The organism is Clostridium sp. (genome assembly GCF_036639235.1).
Lineage (GTDB): Bacteria > Bacillota > Clostridia > Clostridiales > Caloramatoraceae > Clostridium_AB.
The window spans coordinates 16,977-29,761 of the sequence record NZ_JAVWJB010000007.1 but is presented as its reverse complement, the minus strand read 5'-3'; the positions used below and the strand labels follow the sequence as shown (position 1 = coordinate 29,761).

Below are 12,785 nucleotides of genomic sequence, written 5' to 3'. Positions count from 1 at the left end.
ATTTATTAAGATGTACTGTCGCATAATATCATATACTGTTAGTATTTAAAATATTAAGCAAAAAGAAGAAAGAGCTTGTTATCTTATGGAAAAACAGAATATTTCCAAGGAAATAAGCATTAGGAGGATTTGACATGGGCTATAATATAGGTATGGTTTCATTAGGCTGTGATAAGAATAGAGTAGATGCAGAAATAATGCTTTCCATATTAGCAAAAGAAGGACACAAGTTAGTAACTGACCCTAAAACAGCAGATGTAATAATTGTTAATACTTGTGGGTTTATAGATTCTGCTAAGGAGGAATCTATAAATACTATACTTGAAATGTCTGAAAATAAGGATTCAGGACGTTGTAAATCTGTAATAGTTACAGGATGTATGGCGGAAAGATATAAAGATGATCTTATGTGTGAAATTCCTGAAATTGACGCTATTGTGGGAACAGGTACTTATCGTCAAATTGCTGAAATAGTTACCAAGACTCTAAATGGGGAAAGTGGAATTGTTTCAACAGGAAGCATTAATTATGATCTTGACTACGAGAAAAGAATTTTATCTACTCCTTCACACTATGGATATGTAAAGATAGCTGAGGGATGTAATAATAAGTGTAGTTACTGCATAATACCTAGACTACGTGGAAGATTTAGAAGTAGACAAATGGATGGTATTATTCAGGAAGTTCGTGATTTAACAGAGCAGGGCGTAAAAGAAATCATATTAGTTGCTCAAGATACAACAAAGTATGGTAAGGATATTTATGGAGAAAGAAAGTTACCAGAGCTTCTAAAAGAGCTTGAAAAAATAGAAGATCTTAAATGGGTACGTATACTATATAGTTATCCTGAAGATGTTACTGATGAGCTTATAGATACAATAGCAAACAGTTCAAAGGTTTGTAGATATTTTGATATTCCAATACAGCACATTAGTGATAATGTTCTAAAGGGAATGAGAAGAACTACCTCTAAGAACGAGATATTAACTCTTCTTAACAAAATAAAAACCAAGATGCCAGATGCTGTGGTTAGAACATCATTAATAGTTGGGTTCCCTGGGGAAACTCAAGAAGATTTTGAAGAGCTTAAGGAGCTTATTAAGATGAATCTTTTAGATAGAGTAGGTATATTTACTTATTCACCTGAAGATGGAACACATGCAGCTACACTTGATAATCAACTTGATGAAGAAACTAAAGAAAAGCGTAAAAATACACTTATGCAACTTCAATCAGTTAACTCTCTTGAAAACAACAAGAAGCTTGTTGGAACTGTTATGAAGGTATTAATTGAAGGAAAAAGTGATAATAATCAATATTATGGTAGAACATATCAGGATGCACCTTCAATAGATCAAAATGTTTATGTAAATTCATCTATTGAAATTAATCCTGGAGATATTGTAAGTGTAAAAATAGAAAAAGCATATACTTATGATTTAATAGGAGATGTTGATAATGAATCTAGCAAATAAAATTACAACTTTTAGAATAATATTAATACCATTATTCTTAGTTTTAATTTACTGTAACTTTAAATACCATACTTTAGTTGCTACATCTATATTTATATTCGCAGCGTTTACGGATTGGCTCGATGGATATATAGCAAGAAGTAGAAATCAGGTTACTAAGTTCGGAAAGTTTTTAGACCCACTAGCAGACAAGTTAATGGTTATAGCAGCCCTAATATCACTAGTAGAGCTTAATAGGGTTGATGGTTGGATTGTTATGGTTATTATAGCAAGAGAACTTATTATAACAGGGCTTCGTGCTGTTGCTGCAAGTGACGGTATAGTTATTGCAGCTAGCAAATGGGGAAAATTTAAAACAGTTACCCAAATGGTAGCGGTGGTAGCTTCACTAGTTAATATGCCTTATTACAATGTATTAGTTGTAATAGCATTAATAACTACCGTTATTTCTGGTGTAGACTATATCATTAAAAATAAGCAAGTACTAAATACTAAAAGTTAACCGTTACCCCCTATTTTATATAAAAATAGGGGGTAATGTATAAATAAATTTAATATGGCTATGATTTTAAATAGATTGGTAAAATTTTAAAAATAGTCTTTGACAGTTCTAGTAATACATATTATAATATAAAAAAAGAACTAGTGTTCGGTTGATAGGAAGGATTGATTAGATGAACGTAGAAAAACAAAAAGCACTTGAACTTGCCCTTGGACAGATAGAGAAACAATTCGGTAAAGGTTCTATTATGAAACTTGGACAGGATTCAAAACTAAATCTTGAATCTATTTCTACAGGATCTTTAGACCTTGATATTGCTCTTGGAATAGGGGGAGTACCTAAGGGAAGAATCGTTGAGATATACGGACCTGAAAGTTCAGGTAAGACAACTGTGGCCCTACATATTATAGCTGAGTCACAGAAGAACGGTGGAACAGCAGCCTTTGTTGACGCAGAACACGCTCTAGACCCACAATATGCAAGAAACCTTGGAGTTAATACTGAGGATCTTATAGTCTCACAGCCAGATACTGGAGAGCAAGCTCTAGAGATTGCTGAAGCACTTGTTAGAAGTGGAGCAGTTGATGTTATTGTTGTTGACTCAGTTGCAGCACTTGTTCCTAAAGCTGAAATTGAAGGAGAGATGGGTGACTCACACATTGGTCTTCAAGCTAGACTTATGTCACAAGCTCTTAGAAAGCTTGCTGGTGCTATTAATAAGTCAAACTGTGTTGCTATATTTATTAATCAGCTTCGTGAGAAGGTTGGAGTTATGTTTGGTAACCCTGAAACTACTACTGGAGGACGTGCGCTTAAGTTCTACTCATCAGTAAGACTTGATGTTAGAAGAATTGATTCTATTAAGCAAAGTGACGAAATTGTTGGTAATAGAACAAGAGTTAAGATAGTTAAAAACAAGGTAGCACCTCCATTTAAAATAGCAGAATTTGATATTATGTATGGTGAAGGTATTTCAAGAGTAGGTGGAATTCTTGATGCTGGTGTAGCTAATGAAATAATTCAAAAAAGCGGTGCATGGTTCTCATATAATGACCAGAAGATTGGTCAAGGTAGAGAAAATGCTAAGGTATTCCTTAAGGAAAATCCAGCTATTGCAATTGAAATAGATACTAAGATTAGACAAAAGCATAACCTACCAGTTTCAGATCAACAGGTAGCAGCTACAATAGATGTTAAATCAGAAACTAAGTAATATTTTTAATTAAGCATTCATTTTGAATGCTTAATTTTGTTTTAAGGAGTAATTATGATTATATTATCTATTAATAAGGATAAGTGGACCGACAAATATATACTTGAAATGGAAGATGGAAATAAATTAAAGGTTTCAATTGATATAATTGTAAAGAATAAGCTTAAAGCAGAGATGGATATTAATCCATCTGAGCTATTTAGTATAATTACGGAAGAATCTAAGATTGAAGCCTACAATAAGGCACTTGATATAGTTAGCTATCGAGATGTTACTTCTAAAGAAGTAAAAAATAAGCTTTCTAAAAAAGGGTATAGTGATGATGTTATTGAATATGTTATTGAAAAACTTCATAACTATAACTTTATTAATGACGAAAAATATGCAAAAAATCAAACTACATATCTTGAAAAATATAAAAAACAAGGGAAGAATAAGATTATATATTCACTTAAACAAAAAGGTATTTCAAAAAACATTATTGATAACTTAGACTTTGATGAAGAGATAGAATATAATTCAGCTAAGTCTCTATTAGAAAAAAAACTTAAGACCCTAGAAAATGATCCGAAGAAAAAGGAAAAAATATATAGATATTTGTGTTCAAGGGGATTTTCAAGTTCTATTATTCTAAATCTAATTAAAAACATTTAGAAATGTAAAAATTAGTTTAATACTGAATAAAGTTTCACTATTAACTACATACATATTCTTTATTTTAAAATAGAAAATAACAATAAAAAGAAAATTCTTACAAATTTTAAATCAATTGATATATCTAGGCTTTTAAAGATTTTGAATTAGTTAATAGAATATTTGTAAACTTGACATAAGATTAAAACTATAATAAAATAAATACAAATAATGGTTTAATTATGATTAAATTCATTATTTTATGCTTCTAAAGAATAAGAGACGAGTTTCTAGAGCCCAGGTATTTTCTGCTCAATTAAGGGAGGTGTTTTTTATTCCTAATGCAGCAACTTGGTTAATGATATCTGGTGGAGTTATTATAGGCCTTATTATTGGATACATAATCAGAAAGAATATCGCTGAAGGTAAGCTTAACAATGCAGAAGCAACTGCAAAGAGAATGGTTACTGATGCTGAGAAAGAAGCTGATTCTAAAAAGAAGGAAGCTATAATTGAAGCCAAGGAAGAAGTTCATAAACTTAGAGTCGAATACGAAAAAGAAGTTCGTGAAAGAAGAAACGAACTTCAAAGAATGGAACGAAGATTAATTCAACGTGAGGAAACTCTTGATAAGAAAGTTGAATCACTAGAACAAAGAGAAGAAAATTTATCAAAGAAACAGTTAGATGTACAGAAGCTTCAAGAAGAAGTTAATGGTGTATACAAAAAGCAAGTAGAAGAACTAGAGAAACTTGCTGGATTAACTGTTGATGAGGCAAAACAAATACTTTTAAGTAACGTTGAGAAAGAAGTAAGACACGAAGTAGCTATTATGATTAAAGATATTGAATCAAAGGCCCGTGAGGAAGCAGATAAGAAGGCACGTGAAGTTATTACTTGTGCTATTCAAAGATGTGCTGCTGATCACGTAGCTGAAACTACAGTATCTGTAGTAGCACTTCCAAACGACGAGATGAAGGGAAGAATCATTGGTCGTGAAGGAAGAAATATTCGTACACTTGAGACTTTAACAGGAATAGATCTTATTATAGATGATACTCCTGAAGCAGTAATTCTATCAGGATTCGATCCTATTAGAAGAGAAGTGGCTAGAATTGCTCTAGAAAAGCTTATCACTGATGGAAGAATACATCCTGCTAGAATTGAAGAAATGGTTGAAAAGGCAAGAAAAGAAGTAGAAAACGAAATCAGAGAACAAGGTGAACAAGCAACCTTTGAAACTGGTGTTCACGGACTTCATTCAGAACTTATAAGACTACTTGGAAGACTTAAGTATAGAACAAGTTACGGACAAAATGTTCTTAAGCACTCAATCGAAGTATCTAATTTAGCAGGTCTTATGGCAGCTGAAATTGGAGCTGACGTTACTCTAGCTAAAAGAGCTGGATTATTACATGATATTGGTAAAGCTGTTGATCATGAGGTGGAAGGACCACACGCACTTATTGGAAGTGATCTTGCTAAGAAGTTTGGTGAGTCATCTACAATAGTTCATGCAATTGCTGCACATCATGCTGATGTTGAACCTCAAACAATCGAAGCTGTTCTAGTTCAAGCAGCTGACGCTATTTCCGCAGCTAGACCTGGTGCGAGAAGAGAAACTCTTGAAGCATATATAAAGAGATTACAAAAGCTTGAAGAAATTGCCGATTCATTTGACGGTGTTGAAAAGTCTTATGCTATACAAGCAGGACGTGAAGTTAGAATAATGGTTAAGCCAGAACAGATAACTGATCTTGAAACTATGCAAATGGCAAGAGATATTGTAAAGAGAATCGAAAGTGAACTTGAATATCCAGGACAAATCAAGGTTAACCTAATTAGAGAAGTTAGGGCAATTGAATACGCAAAATAGATAACAAACGGGACTTATGTCCCGTTTTTATATTTGCCATTTTTTATAATAAAAAGAAGGAAAAAGTTATATTATGTCGAATATCTTCTAGGTGGCAGTATTTTTATAAACTAGGAGGTAATATACATGGAAATTTTAAAGGTATCATCAAAGTCAAATCCAAACTCAGTCGCAGGAGCATTAGCAGCCTCAATACGTGAACAAGGCAGCGCTGAAGTACAGGCAATAGGAGCTGCTGCTATTAATCAAGCAGTTAAGGCTATTGCAATTGCTAGGGGGTTTTTAGCACCTACGGGAAGTAACTTAGTATGTATTCCTGCATTTACTGAAATAATAATTGATAATGAACAAAAAACTGGTATCAAGTTTATTGTTGCAGAGAGATAGTTTTAAAAAGAGAAGGTTTATCCTTCTCTTTTTTAATAAAAAATAAAAGTTCATATTGACATACTAGGATTCATGGATGAAAATAGAATATAGTGGGAATGTTAGCACTTAAAATTAGTATATGATTATACTATGTGTTTTAAATATATAAAGAGGGTGATAATATGCCAAATTATGATTTACACATTCACTCTACTTATTCAGACGGTGTTTTAAGTGTTGGTGAAATAATTAATATAGCAAAACTTAATAATCTTACAGGAATTGCAATAACTGATCATGACACAGTTGCAGCTTTTAAAGATCCTGCTTTCTCAAAGGAAAATGAACTGAATATTATTCCAGGAATTGAGTTAAGTACTATTTATAATAAAGCCGAGATTCATATTTTAGGGTATTTTCTAGACTATGATAATATAGAACTTAACAAAACATTAGATGAAATTAAGCTATTTCGTCTAACCAGAGGAGAGAAAATGGTTCACCGCCTTAATGAAATGAACTATAATATATCTATTGAAGATGTTATGGAAGAGGTTAAAGAAAATGCTTCATTTGGAAGACCACATATTGCAAGATGTTTAGTTAAAAAGGGTTACTTTAAAGATACATATGCTGTATTTGAAAAGTTACTTGGTAATGGTAAACCAGCTTGTATTGATAGATTCAAACTTCATCCAAAGGATGGTATTGAGCTTATTAAAAAATCAGGTGGAATTCCAATACTTGCACACCCTTATGTATGTAAAACAGGATTATCTAATGAATCAGTTACTACAATGATCAAAGATATGATTTCATGGGGAATTGAAGGCATCGAGGTTTATCATACTCTTCACAGTAAAGTTCAAGAGGGCATACTACTTAACATAGCAATTAAGAATAATTTAGTAGTAACAGGTGGAAGTGACTGTCACGAATCAACAGACGATAAGGGACAGTTTATTATAGGTACTAAAGGAATTTCCTTAGTAGACTTTAAAAAACTTAATTTAAGGAGATAATTATGACAGGTAGAGATAGAAATAGGCCTCTTCCTAATAAGGTTAATACAACAACCTTAGTTAAGCTTTTTACATTGCACTTTTTATCTAAAAAATCATGCTACGGTAATGAACTTATAGATAATATAGAAGAAAGTTTGAACTATCAATGGAAACCGAGTCCTGGTATGATGTACCCCCTTCTTAGAAATATGGAAGAAGATATTTTAATAGAGGGTTGGTGGCTAGAACCAGATAAGAAGACTAAGAGGCTTTATAAGATTACAGAAAATGGACAAAAGCATTACGAAAAGCTTAAGTTAATATATAAGCCACAGCTTGAAGAGTCTCTTACAATAATACAGAACACATTAAATATAATATATAAATAATTTTATGGAGGTTTGGCTTTATTATGGAACTATCAAGAAGAGCAAAAGATATATCTGCATCTGTAACTCTAGCAATAACAGCAAAGGCTAAGAAGTTAAAATCTGAAGGTGTTGATATTGTAAGTTTTGGTGCGGGGGAACCTGACTTTAATACACCACCTAATATAATAGATGCGGCTCAAAAGGCACTTGATTCAGGATTAACAAGATATACACCTGCATCAGGTATAGGGGAGCTTAAAGCAGCAATTTGCCAAAAGCTAAAAGAGGACAACAACTTATCATACAAAGAGGATGAAATAGTTGTTTCAAATGGAGCTAAACACTCACTGTATAATGCATTATTTGCAATATGTAATGAAGGTGATGAAGTAATTATCCCTGTTCCTTACTGGGTAAGCTATCCTGAGCTTGTAAAGCTTGTTGGTGCAGTACCAGTATATATTGAAACACCAGAAGAAAATGAATTTAAGTACAAAATAGAAGACTTAAAGAAGTCTATTACATCTAAAACTAAGGCTATTATACTTAATAGTCCAAACAACCCTACAGGTTCAGTATATTCACTTGAAGAGCTTCAAGAAATTGCTGCACTTGCTATTGAAAATGATATAATTGTAATATCAGATGAAATATACGAAAAGCTAGTATATGAAGATGTAGTACATGTAAGCATTGCATCATTATCAGATGAAATTAAGGATAGAACTATTGTTGTAAATGGGGTATCAAAATCCTATGCTATGACTGGTTGGAGAATTGGCTATACTGCTTGTAATAGTACCATAGCAAAGATAATGTCTAACTTCCAATCACATGCAACATCAAACCCTAATTCAATTGCACAGTATGCTAGTGTTGAGGCTATTTCAGGTAGCCAAGATGAAGTTAATAGAATGAAGGGTGAATTCGAAAAGAGAAGAGACTTTATGGTAGATAAGGTTAATTCAATTGAAGGATTATCATGTAGAAAGCCAAAGGGTGCATTCTACGTTATGATTAATATTACTGGAATTAAGGGAAGAGTAATTAATGGCGTTGAAATCAAAACATCTGTTGATTTCTGTGATGCATTACTTGACGGTGCTAAGGTAGCAGCCATTCCAGGAGCTGGATTTGGTAGTGATGATTATATTAGACTTTCATATGCAACATCAATGGATAACATAAAAGAAGGCCTTAATAGAATAGAAAACTTTATAAAATAGAATACTAAAGGTAGTGAACTTTCACTGCCTTTTTTTATTTCTATTTGAAGGGAGATTTTTATGTACAATAGATATGAAAGCCCATTAATATCAAGGTATTCAAGCCCTGAAATGTCTTACATATTTTCAGAAGAATATAAAATTATTAACTGGAGAAAGCTGTGGACTGCACTTGCTAAGGCAGAAGCAAGGCTAGGTCTTAATATTACTCCAGAACAAATTAAAGAACTAGAAGATAATATAAGTAATATTAATTTTGAAGCTGCAAAGCAAAGAGAAAAAGAAACAAGACATGATGTTATGTCCCATGTATATGCATATTCTCTTGAATGCCCTAGTGCAGCAGGAATTATCCATCTTGGAGCTACAAGCTGCTATGTAGGTGATAATGCAGAAGTTATAGCTATGAAGGAAGCTTTAATAATCATTAAGAACAAGCTAGTTCAAGTAATGAAGAACCTTTCCCACTTTGCACTTAAATATAAATCACTGCCTACACTTGGCTTTACACACTTTCAAGCTGCCCAGCTAACCACAGTAGGTAAAAGGGCAACACTTTGGCTTCAGGACCTTCTAATTGATTATGAAACTTTATGCTTTACTATAGATAATCTAAAGATGCTTGGAGTAAAAGGAACAACAGGAACCCAGGCAAGTTTTCTTACACTTTTTGATGGAGATATTAACAAGGTTATGGAACTTGACAGTATTATATGCGAAGAAATGGGCTTTAAAGATAAGTACTTTAGAGTTACAGGTCAAACATACCCTAGAAAACAGGATTACAACGTATTGTCTGCATTAAGTAGTATTGCTCAAAGTGCATATAAGTTTAGCAATGACATTAGACTTCTTCAAAGCCTTAAGGAAGTAGAAGAGCCATTTGAGAAAAATCAAATAGGATCATCTGCTATGGCATATAAGAGAAATCCAATGAGATGTGAGAGAATAGGTGCACTTTCAAGACTTGTTATAGTTAATACCCTTAATCCTGCTATAACTGCTTCTACCCAGTGGTTTGAGAGAACTCTTGATGATTCTGCTAACAAGAGAATTTCAACCTCTGAAAGCTTTTTAACACTTGATGGAATACTAAATCTATATATAAATGTATCCTCATCACTAGTTGTTTACGAAAAAGTTATTTTAGATCATATAATGAAAGAAATTCCCTTTATGGCTACCGAGGACATATTAATGCATGCAGTTAAAAAAGGGGGTGATAGACAGTATCTTCACGAAAAAATAAGAATCCATTCTATGGAAGCTGCTAAGGTAGTTAAAGTTGATGGTCTTGAGAATGATTTAATCGATAGGATATGTATGGATAAGGAATTTAATTTAACTAAGAGTGAGTTGCTTGAAGTTCTAAAGCCTGAAAGTTATATAGGACTTTCGCCTTATCAGGTAGAAAGATTTATTGAAGAATGCATTAACCCTATTATAAATTCTAACGATGTTGAAATAAATGTAAATATAGAGGTTTAAATACTAGGTGTAGAAGGGAAATCTTATAATATTCTCTGCTACACCTTTTTTCTATGTTTCACACACTTTTTGAAAAAATTAATATGACTTATTAATTTGATTTTACAAAATATTTATAATTTTAATATTATTCTACAAAATTAAACTATAATATATAAATTATTATTCTTATTTTATGATTATCATTATCATATGAAAGTAGAAAAATGTTTGGAGTATTATCCCAATTTTTAAGGTTAATTGTATATTATACCTATAAAAGGTCAATTAATACTATGTAAATTTCATTTAATATACTATAATTAATATAAATAGACTTTAGGAGGTTTTACTATGATAGGCTTTATTGGGGCGGGAAATATGGGTTTTTCCATGATTCAAGGTATGATAAACAATAATATTTCCCAAGAATCTATACATATTTTTGATAAAAATCCATCTACAAAAGATAGATTTAATGGTACAAATATTATAATTAAGGACTCGGCAATAGAGGTTGCAAAGAGCTGTAAATACATAATTATTGGAGTTAAACCTAATGTGTACGATATAGTACTTGAAGAGATTAAAAATTATATAACACCAGACACAGTAATTATCACAATTGCAGCAGGATATAGGGTTGAAAATGTAGAAAATATACTAGGTAAATGTAAAATTGTTAGAACTATGCCTAACACTCCAGCCCTTTGTACAGAAGGATTTACCGCTGTTTACTTCAATGAATGTATAAGCTCAGAAGAAAAGGAGTTTACCCTAAGTATTCTTAATAGCTTTGGTAGATGTAGTGTAGTGGAAAAAGAGGATACTATTAATGCTTATTCCGCTATTTCAGGAAGTGGCCCAGCCTTTGTTTCTATGATGATAGAATCACTTGCAGATGCAGCTGTACTACTAGGAATCCCTAGGTCTGAAGCATATTTAATAGCTTCTCAAACAGTACTTGGTAGTGGTAAGCTTTGTAGAGATACTTCTATGCACCCAGGAACCCTAAAGGATATGGTGTGTTCACCTGGTGGGACTACTATTGAAGGGGTAAGAACCTTAGAGGAAAAAGGATTCAGATCCGCTGTAATAGAAGGTGTTATTAATACATACAAGAAAAATCTTGATATTTCTAACATAAGATAAGGACGGTAATTTATATGATTGTAAGGTTTATTTTCTTTTTAATATTTATAGTATTATTTCTTTTGGGATTATTATTACTTGTTAAAAACATAGGTAAAGACAACGTGCGTAATAATAAGAAAAAGTAATTGATTTTGGGAAATAATCATAACAGAATTTTCTAAAATATTTCCCAGAATCTATTGAAGCATTGGTTATTATTTTTTAATTAACCTTATAATATTAACCTTTAAAAACATATAAACCTTAATATTATTTAAGTTGATATAATGTATTGAGTAATTACACCTTAATGTAAGTAAAAAGCTTATATTTAAGGTGTATTCTATATTTACCTATTATACATACAAATACATTAAAACATAAATATATTCGTTAAAAAGCCTATAAAACATTTCGCTAAATTGATATTTAGCGAAATGTTTGGTAAAATTACTATGAAGGAGGGATAATTTTCATGGAAAACAATGATCCAAATGAAATTCCATATATACTTAATGAGTATTTAGGATATTTGTCTACTATTAAAGGTAAGTCTCCAAATACTGTTGAAGGTTATAAAACCGATTTAAGACTTTTTATTAAGTATGTATATAAATTTAGAAATTCTCTAGAAACTCCACTTGAAAATGTGTGTGTAAAAAATGTTGATGATAACTTTATAAAAAGCATTACATTATCAGACATATACTCCTTTATAGGGTATGTTAATAATACCCGTCATAATTCTGCTGCTGCAAGAGCTAGAAAAACAGCTTCTATTAGGGGGTTCTTTAATTATTTAGAAAACAAAAGAAGGCTTATAGTAGACAATCCTGCTAAGGATTTAGAGTCTCCCAAAAGTGTGAAAAGACATCCAATTTATCTTACTTTAGATGAAAGTAAGGACCTACTTGAATCTGTTTTTGGTACTGTTGTAGGTAGAAATAAGGAACGTGACTTTTGCATTTTAGCCCTATTTCTAAACTGCGGTTTAAGACTTTCAGAGCTTGTAGGTATTAATATTAGCAGCATAAAAGGTGATATACTTACGGTAATTGGAAAGGGTAATAAGGAACGTACAGTATACCTATCCCCTATATGTCTAAACTCGATTTCAGCATATCTATCTATACGTTTAAAGCCACTTCCAGGCTTTGAGGATGCTCTTTTTTTAAGTGAGCAAAGAAAGAGAATTAACAAAAGAACAGTGGAACTATTAGTTAAAAAATATGCTGAGTACGCAGGACTTGATTCAAATAAATATACGCCACATAAGCTTCGCCATACTGCTGCAACTCTTATGTATAAACATGGAGGGGTTGATATACGGGCGCTTCAACAGATACTTGGTCACGAAAGTGTTGCTACAACCCAAATATATACCCATATTGACGATGATCAATTACGTACAGCAGTTAAATCTAATCCACTAGCTAATCTTAATATAAATATAGAAAAAAAGTAGTTTACTTAATATATATTATGTAAACTACATAGCATAAAAATAACCAGGTA

The 12,785-nt window shown here is 32.0% G+C and carries 12 protein-coding genes; all 12 read left to right on the top strand.

Features of this window, described 5'->3' with window-relative positions:
• Nucleotides 1-134 precede the first annotated feature (134 nt).
• The 12 genes from rimO to RR539_RS03310 all read left to right on the top strand — a co-directional run bounded on the left by rimO (nucleotide 135) and on the right by RR539_RS03310 (nucleotide 12,735).
• Nucleotides 135-1,475 (top strand): 30S ribosomal protein S12 methylthiotransferase RimO, encoded by a 1,341-nt coding sequence (gene rimO, locus RR539_RS03365; protein ID WP_332473933.1) that lies wholly within the window; start codon nucleotides 135-137, stop codon nucleotides 1,473-1,475.
• Entirely contained in the window at nucleotides 1,459-1,977 is a 519-nt protein-coding gene (gene pgsA, locus RR539_RS03360) for a CDP-diacylglycerol--glycerol-3-phosphate 3-phosphatidyltransferase (protein WP_332473932.1), read from the top strand. Before rimO ends, pgsA begins: the two co-directional genes overlap by 17 nt.
• A gap of 172 nt (nucleotides 1,978-2,149) precedes the next feature.
• Complete coding sequence (gene recA, locus RR539_RS03355; RefSeq protein ID WP_332473931.1) at nucleotides 2,150-3,190, top strand: recombinase RecA; 1,041 nt, start codon at nucleotides 2,150-2,152, stop codon at nucleotides 3,188-3,190.
• Between the two features lie 54 nt (nucleotides 3,191-3,244).
• On the top strand, nucleotides 3,245-3,844 hold the full coding sequence (locus RR539_RS03350; RefSeq protein ID WP_332483428.1) for a regulatory protein RecX: 600 nt from the start codon (nucleotides 3,245-3,247) through the stop codon (nucleotides 3,842-3,844).
• Nucleotides 3,845-4,181: 337 nt separating this feature from the next.
• On the top strand, nucleotides 4,182-5,699 hold the full coding sequence (gene rny, locus RR539_RS03345) for a ribonuclease Y (protein WP_332483438.1): 1,518 nt from the start codon (nucleotides 4,182-4,184) through the stop codon (nucleotides 5,697-5,699).
• Between the two features lie 126 nt (nucleotides 5,700-5,825).
• Nucleotides 5,826-6,086 carry a stage V sporulation protein S gene (locus RR539_RS03340; RefSeq protein WP_332483427.1) on the top strand — a complete coding sequence of 87 codons (261 nt, stop codon included), beginning with the start codon at nucleotides 5,826-5,828 and terminating at the stop codon, nucleotides 6,084-6,086.
• Nucleotides 6,087-6,250: 164 nt separating this feature from the next.
• The gene (locus tag RR539_RS03335) at nucleotides 6,251-7,090 is read left to right on the top strand and encodes a PHP domain-containing protein (protein WP_332483426.1); all 840 of its coding nucleotides are present in this window, start codon (nucleotides 6,251-6,253) and stop codon (nucleotides 7,088-7,090) included.
• A 2-nt stretch (nucleotides 7,091-7,092) separates the two neighbouring features.
• Complete coding sequence (locus RR539_RS03330; protein WP_332483425.1) at nucleotides 7,093-7,461, top strand: PadR family transcriptional regulator; 369 nt, start codon at nucleotides 7,093-7,095, stop codon at nucleotides 7,459-7,461.
• A gap of 23 nt (nucleotides 7,462-7,484) precedes the next feature.
• Complete coding sequence (locus RR539_RS03325; RefSeq protein WP_332483424.1) at nucleotides 7,485-8,669, top strand: pyridoxal phosphate-dependent aminotransferase; 1,185 nt, start codon at nucleotides 7,485-7,487, stop codon at nucleotides 8,667-8,669.
• 60 nt (nucleotides 8,670-8,729) lie between these two features.
• A complete protein-coding gene (gene purB / locus RR539_RS03320; RefSeq protein WP_332483423.1) occupies nucleotides 8,730-10,157 on the top strand; it encodes an adenylosuccinate lyase in 1,428 nt (475 codons plus the stop codon).
• A gap of 333 nt (nucleotides 10,158-10,490) precedes the next feature.
• Nucleotides 10,491-11,288, top strand: coding sequence for a pyrroline-5-carboxylate reductase (gene proC / locus RR539_RS03315; RefSeq protein WP_332483422.1), 798 nt, complete (start codon nucleotides 10,491-10,493; stop codon nucleotides 11,286-11,288).
• Nucleotides 11,289-11,745: 457 nt separating this feature from the next.
• Entirely contained in the window at nucleotides 11,746-12,735 is a 990-nt protein-coding gene (locus tag RR539_RS03310; RefSeq protein WP_332483421.1) for a tyrosine recombinase XerC, read from the top strand.
• The last annotated feature ends 50 nt before the right edge of the window (nucleotides 12,736-12,785 follow it).